Consider the following 16,083-nt stretch of genomic DNA (forward strand, 5'->3'; position numbering starts at 1 on the left):
TATAAGAAGCGGTTTTTAATATATAATAGATTAGGGATTTATTTACTCTTCAGTATTTAATACCCATTCTCCGTCTAATTTAATTAGAGACATTTCTTCTTCTCCACTTGCACCATCGTAAATAGCATACTTTAAAACATACTTTTGCTCGTTTTCAGCATTTGGCGCTAATTCATTTGAAAGTAAATCTGCAAAAACAGTTAATAACATTTCATTACTCCAATATGCTGGTTCTGATGGGCGTCTATCGAAGTTAGAATATTGAACCATACTAGAAACTGGATCTTCAAAACCTGAAACAGTTCCAAAAGCACTTTCAATGTAACCAAATTCGGCAGCACCCAAAGTTAATCTAATAGTATTATCTGGTACCCAAACTCCATTGTCAAAACCAAATTTTAAAGAAGTTTCGATTGTAGACTCATGAGCATTCCACATACCATTTGTATATGTGTAAAGGTTACCTCTTATTTGCGCTCCTGTAGAACTAGAGTAGTAATCGTAGATTACAAATAACTCTTCTTCTTCTTGACCGTAAGGGAAGTTTAACTCTAAGAATGTTGGTAAGTAGTTGTTTGGTGAAACAGAGGTACTAAAGTTATCGTATTGACCTGGTTGTCCAGATCCTGTTCCCATAGAATCAAAATCTGCAGAACTTAAGTAGTAAATATCTTCTACTGCTTCCCAGTTACCAGCTGTATACATAAAATACTCTCCTTTAGAGTTTGTATCTCCTGTAGCTCCAAGTGTTTTAATTGCTAAATCTTGAATTCTCCAACGTCCAGCGTCACCTTCATCGTCTGGAGTTGCAGGATCGTCTCCTATAGAAGTGTACTTAAAAGCAATATTAATTTCTTGTCCGTCGTAAGCTGAAAAGTCATAATCTTCAGACGAAGCCATATTTCCTGTTGCTGGGTTAGCTAAAGTGATTTCATCCCAGGTAGCAGTTGCTACATCTCCAGTATAATCTGTAGAAACTAAAATTTTAATTAAAGATGTATCTCCAGCAAAGTCTAATTCTTGAGTTATTTGAAACTTTAAGTTGTCTTCTCCAGCTAAGTCTACTGTTGGAGAAACTAACCATTCTACATTAGAAAATTGGTCTCCAAAATATCCATTACCTTGTACATACCCAGTTTCTGAAGTCCAAACAGCATCTACTCCAGACTCTTCAACAGATGTCCATCCTTCTAAGCTTCCTGCAAAGTTATACTCTATAATATTTGCTAAACCTACTTCTGGAGTTTCTGTATATTGCTTGTATTTTGCTAAAACAATTTGTCCTTCCGTTGGCGCAGCAATTTGCGTTAATAATATATCTTGAATTTCTGGAGTTGCATTAACATCTGGATAAAAACCAAAAGCGTCACTTCCTGCAGATGCATAATCTGAATTTGTTAAACTATAGATATCTGCATTTGTATAATCGCTTACACCTTCTGCACTACCAATGTATAAATTGTAGTTTACTAAAACTGAAGATCCTTGACCATATAATGGGTATAAATCTGCTAATAAGTTTGGAATTGAATCTTTAGCTTGATCTTCTGAATCAAAACTACCAAAACCTAAATCGAAAGCATCATAATCATCTTCTGTTAGTGTATAAACAAATTCACCTACGTTAGGCTCTCCTGGCATTGCATCAATTTCATTATTGATGTCTTCTAGTGGCTCACAACCTGTAAAGATTGCTGCCGCAAGTACTAATAAATAAATTACTTTTTTCATTTTCTTTTTTTTTAAAAATTAAGTTTCATTCCAACACTAAATGTTCTTCCGAAACCGTAATATACTCTTGCTGTTCTAAAAGTAGAATCACCACCATCTTGAGCATCAGCAATATATTCTGTATCAAATACATTATTAATTCTTCCTGTTATAGTAGCATCAAAGCTTCCAAAAGAAAAACCATGTCTTATCGCTGTGTCAAAAATACCATAAGCTGGTACTTTCCATGCATCTGGACCTGCTTCTCCTCTATCACTAGGATCAAATTGAGCGTATAAGTCATCAAAATAGTTGTAATCTATTGTAAATGTAGTTTCAGGTGTTAATTTATAATTTGTACCTAAAGCTAATGTTGTTTGGGCTGCATCACCTACATGTAGATCTTCTATAATAATATCTACAGTTTGAACAACTGTATTTGTCTCATCAAGAATTTCTACTCCTTCTATATTGTTATCCCATCTCCAATCTCCAAGAGATGCCATACCTGTAATAGTTAAATTATCTGTAGCTTTATATTTTAAATCTACCTCAACACCTTTATGTAAAGCGTTTACACCTAAAATATTAGCAAATGCTCTTGTACCATCTTGTAATTGGAAACTAGCAACTTCTGTTCTATCATTCCATTTAGTGTGGTATACATTAATATTAGCAGATAATTTCTCACCTCTAAAACCGTAACCTAATTCAAAACTAGTAATTTTTTGATTTTCTGCATCTTCATTAACATCTACATTGTTTCTACTAGCGAATACAGAGTTAAAATATGGTGCTTTTTCAAAATACCCTAAATTTACAAAAACATTATGATTTTCGTTAATATTATAATTAACACCACCTTTTGCTCCATATCCAAAAAAGTTATAAGCATCTGTTTCTTGTAATGGATCGGTATCTAAATATAAGAAACGATCTACTCTTTTATAAGCAGTGTTTGAAGCTGATAAAGATACAAACGCTGATAATTTATCTTTTGAATATTCTGCTTGAGCAAATGCTCCAAACCAGTTTACTTTACCATCGTTATCATAAAAGATTTTATCACCAACTTGTGCTTGGTTATTTGGGTTATTAACATTACTGTTATCTAATGCATATTGACCTCCTAATAAATCTGTAACTTCTGTAAAGTGAATACCTTTATAGTTTCTATAATCTAAACCTCCTAATAATACAATTTCATCTGTAAGGTCTGTTTTTAATGTAGATAATACACCAAACCAGTTATGGTCGTTCCTTGAAGCTCTTAAAAAAGATTCTGAACCATTTACTCCTGCAGCTTCATTTTCTGCAACAATTCTATCAAAATCAATTGTACCTAATTCTCCAATTCTATAGTCTGAGTTTGAAAGAGCGAATTTAGTACCGTCTCCTCCAGTTCCACCACCACCACCAGAACCAAACGAAACGTAGGCTGCTGTTGATAAAGATGTTTTGTCTGAAATATCCCAATAGTGATTTAATGAGATTTGTGGTTTGTGGTAAAAGTTATCTTCTGCATGAGTAACTTGTCCATTTTTGTAACCCCAGTCTGAATTGAATTTAATTCCACTTTCACTATCTCTGTAAGTATCTATAGTGTGACTAGTTTGTCTCTGACCGTGACGTTGCTTAGCACCAAAAGCTGTAAACGATAATTTGTGGTCTTCACCTAATTGTTTAGATAAGTTTAAAAAGTAAGATACAGCACTAAACTCTGTACCATCTACATAACCGTCACCGTCTGTTTTTGCTGCTGAAACTGTTGCTGCAAAACCATTATCCATTAAGCCTGTTGAGTAAGTTACTCCATATTTTTCGTAACCATCGTTTCCTAAAGTTGCATAAACATTACCACCTTCTTCTACATCTGTAGTTTTAGAAATGATATTAATTGTACCTCCTACAGATGGAACAGCTACTTTAGAAGCTCCAAGACCTCTTTGCACTTGCATAGAACTTGTTACATCTCCTAATCCTGCCCAGTTAGACCAGTACACTCTACCATTTTCCATATCGTTAACTGGCACACCATTAATCATTACCGCAACATTTTCTGAGTCGAAACCACGTAAATTAATACGTCCATCTCCATATCCACCACCTGCTTTAGTAGCATAAACTCCTGGTGTTGACTTTAAAACTTCTGGAAATTCCTGAGTACCTAACTTTAGAGAAATTTCGTTTGCTCTAATTGTAGATACTGCTACAGGTGTTTTTCTGTCTACAGCTACAGAAGCAATAATATTAACCTCATCTAAACCAAACTCACTTGGAGCTAAAGTTATTTCACCTAAATTTGTATCTCCAGAGATTTCAAATTCTTGTGATAAGTAACCTACAAAAGAGATAGATAATTTAGTATCGCTTGACTTAGTTGTTAAGTTAAAATTTCCATCAAAATCTGTAGAAATACCATTGCTAGTTCCTACTTCGATAACATTTACACCTGGCATTGGTGCATTAGTTTCTGGATCTAGTACAGTACCTGTTACCACACTTTGAGCCAATGTAATTGCTGAACATAATAATGTTACTGCAAAAAACAAAAATTTAAAATTGTTCTTCATTTTGTTGAATTGAATTGTTTGTTTAATTTTTGACAAAATTACGCATATATGCGGGTGGTATATTAACTCAATGTTAACGTTTGATGAAGTTTTTTTAACATCTGTTTAACTTACAAGGATTTTTACATAAAAAATTGTAAGTTTATATGTACTAATTAAATTTTTTAAAGAAATTTAAAAGGTTTTGAGTTGAGTTGTCATGGTTTTTATAACTCCCTGTCTTTATATCTCCTAGGATATTACTTGCTAATTGTTTACCTAGCTCTACTCCAAATTGGTCGTAGCTATAAATATTCCATATTATACCTTGTACTAGTATTTTATGCTCATACAAAGCTATAAGTTTACCTAAGCTTTCTGGTGTAAGCTTTTTAATAAATATAGAATTAGTTGGTTTATTGCCTTTAAATACCTTATAAGGTAATAGCTCCTGAATTTCTTCTTGTGATAAGTTTGAGTTTTCTAACTCTTGAAGTACTTCTGCTTTTGTTTTACCGTTTAATAATGCTTCGGTTTGAGCAATATAATTTGCTATTAGTTTATTTTGATGGTCTTGATTGCCGTGAAGGCTTTGCGCAAAACCAATAAAATCTGCAGGAATTAATTTTGTTCCTTGATGAATTAATTGAAAAAAAGCATGTTGAGAATTTGTACCAGGTTCTCCCCAAATTAATGTACCCGTTTGGTAATTTACTCTTTTTCCATTTCTATCAATGCTTTTTCCATTGCTTTCCATAATACCTTGCTGCAAATATGTTGCAAATTGATTAAGATATTGTGAATAAGCTATTACAGCTTCACTTTCTGCATTAAAAAAGTTATTATACCAAATTGTTAGCATTGATAAAACTACAGGTATATTTGTCTCGAAGGCTTCATTTTTAAAATGAATATCCATTTTATTTGCACCTTCTAATAGTTGATTAAAATTATTATAACCAACAGCTAAACTAATAGTTAAACCTACTGCACTCCATAAAGAAAAACGACCGCCAACCCAATTCCACATTGGAAATACATTGTTTTCATCTATACCAAACTGTTTTACTTTTTCAATATTTGTAGAAACTGCAACAAAGTGTTTGGCTACATCTTTGTTATTAGTGTGTTTTAAAAACCAATTTTTAATTGTTGTTGCATTAGATAGTGTTTCTTGTGTTGTGAATGTTTTAGATACAATTACAAACAATGTTGTTTCTGGATCTAATTTTTTAAGCACTTCATTAACATGATCTCCATCTACATTACTTACAAAGTGGGTTGCTAAATGGTTTTTATAATATTGTAAAGCATCTACAACCATTGCAGGACCTAAATCACTACCGCCAATCCCAATGTTTACAATTGTTTTAAAAGCTTTACCTGTATAACCTTTTAATTCGCCATTAATTATTTGATTACTAAATTTTTCAATTTTAGCTTTTACTTCAAATACTTCTGGCATTACATTTTTACCTTCTACAAGGACTGTATCTAATTTCTTTCCGCGAAGCGCTGTATGTAAAACAGCTCTTTTCTCGGTTTTGTTTATTACTTCTCCTTCAAAATATGCAGATATTGCTTCTTTAAGTTTTACTTCTTTTGCTAAATCTAATAATAGGCTTAGTGTTTTTTCTGTAATTCTATTTTTAGAAAAATCCACATAAAAATCTTCCCAATTTAAAGACAAATTGTTAGCTCTATCTTCATTTTTTTCAAACAAATCTTTCATTTTTAAATCTTTTACAGATTCAAAATGATTTTGCAATGCTTTCCATGCTTTTGTTGTGGTTGGATTAATAGATGGTAAGGCCATTATTTTATTTGAGTTATTAGGTTATCTTGAGATATTAATAAACTATCCATTTCTATTTCATCAACAGGTTCTATTGGATAATCTATATTATCTAATTGAAGTTTTAAAGGTTTTATATATTCTAAAAACTCAGTTTTTAAGCTGTCTGAAATTGGTTTTGCTTCTGGTAATTTTTGTTTAAATGGGTCTACTTGTTTTCCATTTTTCCAAAAACGATAACAAACGTGAGGTCCTGAGGTATTACCCGTCATGCCAACATAGCCTATTACTTCGCCTTGTTTTACAAAGTCTCCAACTTTGGCTTTACGTTTAGACATATGTAAGTATTGTGTAGTATATGTTGCATTATGTTTTACTTTTACATAATTACCATTACCGCCACGTCTTGCAGACTCTATAACGGTTCCGTTTGCTGTAGACATAATTGGAGTTCCTACTTTTGCCGCAAAATCTGTACCTTTATGTGGTCTTACACGATTTCCATATAAAGCAATACGTCTTTTTAAATTATATCTAGATGAAATGCGACTAAAACTAACTGGAGATTTTAAAAATGCGCGACGTAAATTTTTTGCTTCTTCACTAAAATAATCTCTAATACCTAAAACGGTATCTGTTTCAAATTCGAAAGCATAAAAAGGCTCTTTGTTATGTTCAAAGTATGCTGCTTTTATTTCATGTATTCCTGCATAAATAGAGTCGTCTATATACTTTTCTGTATAAACAACTTTAAATTTATCGTTTTTTTGAAGTCTTGAAAAATCTATTGTCCACGCATAAATATCACTCATTCTCAAAGCTAACATAAAGGGTTTGCCTTGCTCGTCTAGTGCGTTAGATATGTTTGAATTTATAACGCCTGAAACTGTTTTTTCAACGTACTTAATTGGTTTCGTACTTGTATAAGCTTTAATAGAGTCTTGAAAATCTACAACAGCATAACGTTCTTTTGTTGGTTGATATATAAAGCATTTAGGTGTCTGTAACGAATCGTTAGCACATAATATGGTATATGGCTTCCCTACCTGAAGTTTTCTTACATCAAAGCTATCTTTTGATGCTTCTGCTATTTCAAAAATTTTTGGGTAACTTATATTATTACGCTCTAAGATTACACCAAACGTATCTCCTCTTTTAATGGTATCTCTTTTTACAACAAAGTCTTTTAAATTAAACCCAAACTCATATAATTCTTCGGGTTCAATTACAGATACAACTTCTAAATCTTGTTTGTTTTCTTCATCTTCTTTACAACTATTTATAGTTATAAAAAGTAGAAATACTATTATAAGTTTTTTCCCCAATCTTCCAGTTCTTGTGTACTCCATAGGTCTGGAAAAAATATTCGTCTTTGATATTTTGGATGCATGTATTTTACCCATTCGCTTCCTCCTGTTGCTTCTGCTGTTTTTCCACCAATGTTTAAATAGTGGTTTGCGGTGTTATAATGTGCCATTACCCATGTTATGTTTACTGTGTAATCATAATGGCGCATGGCTTTAATTAAATCTTGATCTTCTTTAACTTCTTGTGGTAACCCTTTAAAAATGGTCCACAAATTATGTGTATTATAGAACTCTGCAAATCTAATAAATTCGTCTTTGTATTTCTCTTCGAAAACTGTTAATGTATAAGATTTTTTTCCTGTTTTATAGTCTTTTCCTGCTGCTTGCCAATATAAATGCTCAAAAGCATGTTCAAAAGACGTATTACGATCTATTGTTTCTCTAAAACGGTTATCTATTAAATTTATTAGCTCTGTTGAGGCAAATTCTATTTTTCGGTATTGCGCACTTTGAAAACCGCTTGCTGGTGTTAGTGTGTTTCTAAATTTATTATACTGCTCTACATCCATACCATCTTTCATTACTGTAAAAGATGATGTTAACACATCGAAATAGCGACTTATACGCATGATTTTTGTTTCGAAAAATGCTGCGGTAATATTTTCTTTTTTTGCGACTTGGTCTATTTCCCAAAGAATCATTTTAAATAATAACTCATTGACTTGATGATACATTAAAAATACCATTTCATCTGGCAATGTTGTACGTTGCACCTGAAGGTTTAACAATGCATCGGTTTGTATATAATCCCAATAATCTATTGGTTTACTATGTAGCAAACCATCAAGATGCGTGTTTACATTTTGACCTAAGTTTTTATATTTATCTATTAATTGATCGGTTGTATTTTGGTCTATACTCATTAGTTTTCTACAATAATTTTGAATGGATGTTTTAATCCTTTCCAAGCCACTAAGTCTGCTCTTAAAGAACCTACCGCTAAATCTGCTTTTATACGTAAAGGTAATTTATTTTTATCTTTAGTTACCCATAGCGTTAAACTTTCTTCTTCTTTAAATACTCGTCCTGCCATCACATATGGTCTAAATATTAATGACTCTACTTTATTTCCGTTATTCATTTTTATAGTTTCTTCTCCTAAATATTTTAATTTGAAACCATAGCTTTCTTCATCAAAAAACATATCTAAAGAGACTTCGTCTCCTATTTTTAAAGCTGACACGTCTATATTATCTCTTAAATAATAAAACGTTGAAACCATGTCTTGTACATTTGTTTTGGTCTCAATTGTTTTTTTAGTATTGTATTTTTTATTGTGAATAAAGGCTTTCTTCTCTTCTTGATTAAATTTTATCTCTATATCTTTTGTGTGACCTCCTTCGTCTATTTTTCTAATAAATTTATAAGGTAGTATTGTGCTTTTATCGAAATAGCTTTCGTATTGATCTTCTACTTTAAAAAACCATTTAATTGCTCCTGTTGTCCAACCTTTACCAACTACATGATATACCGGTTTTCCATCTAGCGTTTTTTCTTTTACAGAGAGTGTTGCGTTACCGGCTTTTAAAAAACCACTGTAACTCATTTTAAACTTAAACCACTCACCACTTTTAAATGAGCTTTCTTGAGAAAAACCCAAATTATATATGAGTATTGCTAGTAATATAAATGTAAATTTTTTCATAGTTTTTGTCTTATTATAAACAACTTAGAAGCTATTTATTTATTGCTCTACAAGGTTAGGTTACAATTACTATTCCAAAAATATAAATAAAAAAACACCACTAAAGCATTAGTGATGTTTTTTATTTGTTATTTAAACTATAGCTTTTATAGTGTTCCGCGTTTTGCTTGTTCTCTTTCTATAGACTCGAACAAAGCTTTAAAATTTCCTGCTCCAAAACCTTTTGCTCCCATACGTTGAATGATTTCGAAAAAGAGTGTTGGCCTATCTTCTACTGGTTTTGTAAAAATTTGAAGTAAGTAACCTTCTTCATCGGCATCTATCATGATACCTAAACCTTTTAGTTTTTCGATATCTTCTTTTAACTCATGGCTAAATTCTTCTAAACGGCCAGGTACAGATTTATAATATTCGTCTGGTGGTGTTGATAAAAACTCCACACCATTTGCACGTAATTGCGATACTGTTTTTAAAATATCGTCTGTGGCTACTGCTATGTGTTGTACTCCTGCGCCTTCGTAAAAATCTAAGTATTCTTCTATTTGTGAGCGTTTTTTACCTTCGGCTGGTTCGTTGATTGGGAATTTTATTCTTCCGTTCCCGTTAGACATTACTTTACTCATTAATGCTGAGTATTCTGTATGTATTTGCTTATCGTCAAAAGATAAAAAGTTTTCAAAACCCATAACGTCTTCATACCATTTTACCCATACATCCATTTGGTTCCAGCCTACATTACCAACCATGTGATCTATGTATTTTAAGCCTGCTGTTGGTGGATTATAATCTGACTCCCATTTTTGGAATCCTGGTAAAAATGCACCGTTATAATTTTTACGTTCTACAAACATGTGTACTGTTTCGCCATAGGTGTAAATTCCTGCTCTTACTACTTCGCCATGCTCGTCTTTTTCTACTGTTGGCTCCATATAAGATTTTGCTCCTCTTGAAGTTGTTTCTTCGTAAGCTTTTCTTGCATCTTCAACCCATAGTGCTACTATTTTAACACCATCGCCATGTTTTACAATATGGTCGTTTATTGGTGATTTACTGTTTAATGGTGTTGTTAGCATTAACTTAATTTTGTCTTGTGTTAAGACGTAACTTACAGAGTCTGTTGAGCCTGTTTCTAAGCCTTTGTATGCGTGCGATTGAAAACCGAATGCTGTTTTGTAAAAGTGTGCTGCTTGTTTGGCATTACCTACATAAAACTCTACGTAGTCTGTTCCTAAAAGTGGAAGGAAATCTTGTGCGCCTTCGAATATTTTTTCTAAACCGTAGTTTACTGATTCTATTTCTTTTTTACTCATGATGTTTATATTTTTTCTTCTTGTTTTAAGAAGTACTCAATTTTATTGATTGAGCGTGTACTTTTTGATTTTACTATTACTTAGCTAATATTTTAGCCCTGATTGATGCGGCATCCTTTTTTTATTTTTCTTAAAAAAAGATATAGCGGAAAGCAGGAAATAGCTTCTAATTATTTTAATGTTCTAACCAAGATTTGTAATAATCTTCGTCTGCTATTTTCATAGCTTCTTCTGTTACCATTAATGGTTTAAAGGTGTCTACCATTACTGCGAGTTCTTCGGTTTTGATTTTGCCTATACTTTTTTCGGTTGTTCCTGGATGTGGACCATGTGGTATTCCTGCTGGATGCAGCGAAATGTGACCTTGATCTATATCGTTACGGCTCATAAAATCGCCATCTACGTAATACAACACTTCGTCACTGTCTATGTTACTGTGGTTGTATGGTGCTGGTATGCTTTGCGGATGATAGTCGTACAAACGTGGTACGAAACTACAAATAACGAAGGCGTCTGTCTCGAAGGTTTGATGTACTGGTGGCGGTTGGTGTACGCGACCAGTAATTGGCTCGAAATCGTGAATTGAAAATGCGTATGGATAATTATAACCGTCGTAACCTACAACATCGAATGGATGTGATGCGTAAACCATATCGAAAATTTCGTCTTGTTTTTTAACTTTCATTAAAAAGTCTCCAGATTCGTTATTGGTTTCTAACTCGTAAGGTCTGCGTAAATCGCGCTCGCAATATGGCGAATGTTCTAATAATTGTCCAAACCAATTACGGTAACGTTTTGGTGTGTAAATTGGCCTGCGAGACTCGACTATAAATAGTCTATTATCTTCTGTATCGAAGTCTATTTTGTAAATTACACCTCTTGGTATTATTAAATAGTCGCCGTATTTAAAGTCTAAGTTACCTAGGTGTGTACGTAATTTTCCTGAGCCTTTATGGATGAAAATCATCTCGTCTGCATCTGAGTTTTTATAAAAATAATCTGTTGTAGATTGTTTTGGTGCAGATAGTATAATTGTACAATCGCTATTTGTTAAAACGGCTTTGCGGCTTTTTAAATAATCGTTTTCTGGTTTTACTTGAAACCCTCTAAAACGATAGGATTGTATGTGGTTTTTTTTGGCAATTTTTGGTGCAACACTGTATTGTCCTTTTATTTCTTTTACTTGTGTTGGTCTTTGTTCGTGATAGGAGTTTGTACTCATACCGTCGAAACCTATGGTGCCAAAAAGTTGCTCGTAATATAAAGACCCATCTTTTTTTCTAAATTGTGTGTGTCTTTTATGTGGGATGTTTCCTAATTTATGATAGAATGGCATTTTTTTAGTTTTTATGAATTAAAAATTAAAGTAGAAAGCAGCACTTTTACTTTACTAAATGCGAAATAGGGAACAGGCAAATCACTCAGGATTTCTTTTTATAAGAAATTTTAAGAAGGTTAGTAAGTCTTGCCAATGTGATTCCATACAAAAACAAATATCGTGAATATTATGCATTTAATAAAATGTATGTTTTTTTAATTTTAAAAAAGCCTAGAACCAAAAGCCTAAATTAAAAAACCAAAAACTTTCTCTAGATTCTGGTGAGTATGAAAACCTACCTTCTAAGGGACCTAAAAAAGTTTCTATACCATAACCTAAAGCATAGCCCGAATAATCTGGTAAAGAAAACCAGTCTACAGTACTAAATAAATTATTTTTTGCATTGGCAAAATTTGCTGCAGCCAAAATATGTTGCTTTTTAAATATCTCGTAATCTAAATTTATTGTGCCTTTTAAAACACTATTAGATTGAATTGATAAATAATCGTAACCATAAAATGATTTAAAGTTATTTATAAAATTGTTTGCATAACCACCAAGTGTAAAATTAAGATATGGGTTATTTTTTGCGTTTAATTTTGCTCCTGCTTCTGCTAATATATTTACCGAAAATTTTGAAGAAAAACTATATGCATAACCCAAGTCTGCTTTTACAATTGAAAATTCTGAAAAGTTATTATTAAAATCTGAAGAATAGAAGTAGAAATTAAAATCGCCATTAAAATAAAGTCCTTCGTTAGGATAGTATTTATTATCGAATGAATCGTACTTGAAATTAGCATATCCAGAAAGGTAATCACTATTATCAAAAGTTGTTTCGGTTTGGTTTGCTGAAGATAAAACAGTTTCGGTTGTAATTTTATAATGCTTGTGCTCAAGTCCTAGAGTAAGCGCTAAATCGTTTTTATATTGTGTTTGTACAAATACTCTATTGGTTAAATCTGTTAATTTAAGTCCTAATTTATTTACTCCAACAGCAGATAACTGCGTTGGTGTTAAAAATGCAGATGCTAATACACTTTTATTAAATTCATTATATCTAGATTTAACTCCAAAACTCCAGTATATACCTTTATCTACATAATATTCAAAATTATACCTTACATTATCTCCTGCTATTAAATCTAGAGATAATACATCACTTTTAAAAAGCAGTTGTTTTCTTGTAAGGTTTGCTAATAATGCACTTTTGTACAGCCCATCATAATGTAAACCAAATTTTAATGTTGTTGTTTTTTCTGTTTCAAAAACTTCTGTATTTAAGTTATAACCTTCTACTCCATTTTTAGTTGTAGATGCCAGTTTGTATGTAAAACTATCAAAGTTATTTGTAGCCACTAAATTATTGGTACCACTTATAAACTTGCCATAGCTTACTTTTTGGTCTGGCCTTAATTTTAGTTTCCCTATTACGTAAGATCTTGTGTAGTTTTCTAGTCCTTTAATATTTATATCTAGAATTTGTAAACTATCTGGCGCCCGATGGTTTGTTATTTCTATTGGTTTTTTAATTTGATTATCTGCTAATTTTTGTAATTGTGACAGTTTTAATTTAGCTGCACTAATACCGTTTTTAATTATTTGTGGTCCATCATCAAAGGAAACAACCGTAAATTTAGAAATATCTGGTTTTATATAAATATCTGTTTTTGGCGCTTTAACTTTCATATCGTTTATTGTACGAAAATTATTTATTTGAAATAAAATTTCTGGTGCCGAAGACAAATCAGTTCTATTAGCTAACCCATCTTGAACATCTACTCCTATTATAACATCCATTCCTTTCGCTCTTAACTCGTCTATTGGATAGTTGTTTGTAACACCACCATCTATTAAAAGCTTATCACCTATTAATACTGGTTGAAATAACGATGGAAATGCTCCACTAGCTTTAATAGCTTGTGGTAAATTACCTTTATCTAATATTACTGGTTGGCCATTTTCTATATTTGTAGCTATACAGAAAAAAGGAATTGGGAGTTTACTAAAATCCTCTATATCATTTACATGCATTGTTAGCTTAGACAAAAGATTAAATGTGTTTTGCCCACGCGATAAGGCTGAAGGTAATTTAATTTCAAAATCATTAAATGGTAAAATAACAGCATATTTTTCGTTATTTTCTCTTTCATAAAATGTTTTTGCTGCTCTAGGTATATTATCGTTAATAATTTTATCGAAATCTACAGATCTAAATATTGAATCTAGTTGTTTACCAGAATATCCTGAGGCATATAGAGAACCTACAATAGCTCCCATGCTAGTTCCTGCAACATAGTCTACTCTAATTCCTAAACTGTCTATTACTTTTAATGCTCCAATGTGTGCAAGTCCCTTTGCTCCACCACCACTTAAAACCAGCCCTACTTTAGGCTCTTTAGCTTCACTGTTTTGAGCAGACAAATTAGCTTTAAAAGCTAATAATAGTAATATTACGATAATATATCTTTTCATTTAATCTATGTCGTTTTTATGAAAATAATTATATATTTTTTCTGCTCTAGAGACACCAACTACATTTTCTAGCTCGTCTAATTTTGCATTTGCAATGCGTTTTGCAGATTTAAATACTTTTAATAAATCTACAATTGTTTTTTCTCCTATTCCAGGAATCGATTGCATTTCGGTATTTAAAGCTTGTTTGCTTCTTTTATTTCTATGATGTTCTATCCCAAAACGGTGTGCTTCATTTCTTAATTGTTGTATAATTTTTAATGTTTCGCTTTTTTTATCTAAATATAATGGAATTGGATCGTTTGGGTAAAATAATTCTTCTAAACGTTTAGCGATACCTATTATTGCTATTTTTCCTCTTAAACCTAAAACGTCTAAACTTTTTAAGGCAGATGATAATTGCCCTTTTCCTCCATCTATAATTATTAATTGAGGTAAAGGCTCTTCTTCTTCCAATAAACGTTTATATCTTCTATAAACAACTTCTTCCATAGAAGCAAAATCATCTGGACCTACAACTGTTTTTATATTAAAGTGACGATAATCTTTTTTGCTTGGTTTTCCGTTTTTAAAAACTACACATGCTGCAACAGGATTTGTACCTTGTATATTAGAATTATCAAAACATTCTATATGCCTTGGCTCTTCGCTTAATCGTAAATCTTTTTGCATTTGAGCCATAATACGTTTTACATGACGATCTGGATCTGTAATTTTAACTTGCTTAAAACGCTCCATTCTATAATATTTTGCATTTCTAATAGACAAGTCTAAAATGCGCCTTTTATCTCCTAATTGTGGTAATGAAACTTTAATGTCCTGACCAACATTTACTTTAAATGGCACATAAATTTCTTTAGATTTAGAATTAAAACGCTCTCTAATTTCAATTATAGCTAACTCTAATAATTCTTTATCTGTTTCATCAAGTTTCTTTTTAATTTCTAAAGTATGAGAACGAATTATTGAACCGTAAGATATTTGAAGAAAATTTATATATCCATAGCTTTCATCACTAACTATAGAAAACACATCTACATTACTAATTTTTGGATTTATAATTGTAGATTTTGCTTGGTAGTTTTCTAAAACCTCAATTTTTTCTTTTATTTTTTGAGCGTCTTCAAACTGCATATTTTCTGCAAAAATTTGCATTTGCTCTTTAAATTGCTCTAAGGAGTCTTTAAAGTTCCCTTTTAATATCTCTCTAATTGCAGTGATGTTTTCTTGATAACTTGCTTCGGTCTCAAGGCCTTCACAAGGTCCTTTGCAATTTCCTAAATGATATTCTAGACATACTTTAAATTTTCCTGAAGCTATATTTTCATGAGATAACTTATAATTACACGTTCTTAGCTTATAAAGACCTTTAATTAAATCCAGTAGTGTTTTCACTGTTTTCATACTGGTGTAAGGCCCAAAGTATTCGCTACCATCTTTAATTACTCGTCTCGTAGGAAATACTCTAGGGAAACGTTCTTTTTTTATACAAATCCAAGGATAAGATTTATCGTCTTTTAGTAAAACATTATACCTTGGTTTATGTTTTTTTATTAAGTTATTCTCTAAAAGTAAGGCATCGGTTTCGGTTTTAACAACAATATGTTTAATGTCTGCTATTTTTTTTACTAAAACTCTTGTTTTACCATTATCATGGGTTTTTGTAAAATACGATGTTACTCTTTTTCTTAAATTTTTTGCTTTACCTACATAAATAATAGTACCTTCAGCATTATAATATTGGTACACTCCCGGAGATGTAGGTAGTGTTTTTAATAATATATCTAGTGGTGAATTTTGCATTTATCCAAAGGTAATTATTTTAATGGGTTAGTTACAATTAAGAAAGTGCTTTAATCATTAAAATAATAAAATTTTTAGATTAATTATTTATTAATTTCGGCATTAATT

10 protein-coding genes are annotated in these 16,083 nt (G+C 31.7%); all 10 read right to left on the bottom strand.

The features are described from left to right. Positions 1-42: 42 nt before the first annotated feature. Complete coding sequence (locus LACAL_RS04065; RefSeq protein ID WP_013869435.1) at positions 43-1,731, bottom strand: choice-of-anchor J domain-containing protein; 1,689 nt, start codon at positions 1,729-1,731, stop codon at positions 43-45. 11 nt (positions 1,732-1,742) lie between these two features. After that, a complete protein-coding gene (locus LACAL_RS04070) occupies positions 1,743-4,283 on the bottom strand; it encodes a TonB-dependent receptor domain-containing protein (protein ID WP_013869436.1) in 2,541 nt (846 codons plus the stop codon). A gap of 151 nt (positions 4,284-4,434) precedes the next feature. After that, complete coding sequence (pgi, locus tag LACAL_RS04075) at positions 4,435-6,078, bottom strand: glucose-6-phosphate isomerase (protein ID WP_013869437.1); 1,644 nt, start codon at positions 6,076-6,078, stop codon at positions 4,435-4,437. Continuing rightward, entirely contained in the window at positions 6,078-7,406 is a 1,329-nt protein-coding gene (locus LACAL_RS04080; RefSeq protein WP_013869438.1) for a peptidoglycan DD-metalloendopeptidase family protein, read from the bottom strand. The genes pgi and LACAL_RS04080 overlap by 1 nt, the downstream gene beginning before the upstream one ends. After that, positions 7,364-8,287, bottom strand: a complete 924-nt coding sequence (locus tag LACAL_RS04085) for a tryptophan 2,3-dioxygenase family protein (protein WP_013869439.1) — start codon at positions 8,285-8,287, stop codon at positions 7,364-7,366. Before LACAL_RS04085 ends, LACAL_RS04080 begins: the two co-directional genes overlap by 43 nt. Then, a complete protein-coding gene (locus LACAL_RS04090; protein WP_013869440.1) occupies positions 8,287-9,069 on the bottom strand; it encodes a DUF3108 domain-containing protein in 783 nt (260 codons plus the stop codon). Before LACAL_RS04090 ends, LACAL_RS04085 begins: the two co-directional genes overlap by 1 nt. A 146-nt stretch (positions 9,070-9,215) precedes the next feature. Next, complete coding sequence (hppD, locus tag LACAL_RS04095; RefSeq protein ID WP_013869441.1) at positions 9,216-10,379, bottom strand: 4-hydroxyphenylpyruvate dioxygenase; 1,164 nt, start codon at positions 10,377-10,379, stop codon at positions 9,216-9,218. A gap of 175 nt (positions 10,380-10,554) precedes the next feature. Further along, positions 10,555-11,715 (bottom strand): homogentisate 1,2-dioxygenase, encoded by a 1,161-nt coding sequence (locus LACAL_RS04100; RefSeq protein WP_013869442.1) that lies wholly within the window; start codon positions 11,713-11,715, stop codon positions 10,555-10,557. Between the two features lie 213 nt (positions 11,716-11,928). Continuing rightward, positions 11,929-14,172: a patatin-like phospholipase family protein gene (locus LACAL_RS04105; protein WP_013869443.1), complete on the bottom strand. Its 2,244-nt coding sequence runs from the start codon at positions 14,170-14,172 to the stop codon at positions 11,929-11,931. Continuing rightward, positions 14,173-15,975, bottom strand: a complete 1,803-nt coding sequence (gene uvrC / locus LACAL_RS04110; RefSeq protein WP_013869444.1) for an excinuclease ABC subunit UvrC — start codon at positions 15,973-15,975, stop codon at positions 14,173-14,175. Between the last annotated feature and the right edge of the window lie 108 nt (positions 15,976-16,083).

The organism is Lacinutrix sp. 5H-3-7-4 (genome assembly GCF_000211855.2).
Taxonomy (GTDB): Bacteria; Bacteroidota; Bacteroidia; order Flavobacteriales; family Flavobacteriaceae; genus Lacinutrix.

Coding starts and splice junctions, on each gene's coding strand:
- LACAL_RS04070 (WP_013869436.1), bottom strand. CDS start 4,283: ATGAAGAACAATTTTAAATTTTTGTTTTTTGCAGTAACATTATTATGT.
- hppD (WP_013869441.1), bottom strand. CDS start 10,379: ATGAGTAAAAAAGAAATAGAATCAGTAAACTACGGTTTAGAAAAAATA.
- LACAL_RS04080 (WP_013869438.1), bottom strand. CDS start 7,406: ATGGAGTACACAAGAACTGGAAGATTGGGGAAAAAACTTATAATAGTA.
- pgi (WP_013869437.1), bottom strand. CDS start 6,078: ATGGCCTTACCATCTATTAATCCAACCACAACAAAAGCATGGAAAGCA.
- LACAL_RS04105 (WP_013869443.1), bottom strand. CDS start 14,172: ATGAAAAGATATATTATCGTAATATTACTATTATTAGCTTTTAAAGCT.
- LACAL_RS04065 (WP_013869435.1), bottom strand. CDS start 1,731: ATGAAAAAAGTAATTTATTTATTAGTACTTGCGGCAGCAATCTTTACA.
- uvrC (WP_013869444.1), bottom strand. CDS start 15,975: ATGCAAAATTCACCACTAGATATATTATTAAAAACACTACCTACATCT.
- LACAL_RS04090 (WP_013869440.1), bottom strand. CDS start 9,069: ATGAAAAAATTTACATTTATATTACTAGCAATACTCATATATAATTTG.
- LACAL_RS04085 (WP_013869439.1), bottom strand. CDS start 8,287: ATGAGTATAGACCAAAATACAACCGATCAATTAATAGATAAATATAAA.
- LACAL_RS04100 (WP_013869442.1), bottom strand. CDS start 11,715: ATGCCATTCTATCATAAATTAGGAAACATCCCACATAAAAGACACACA.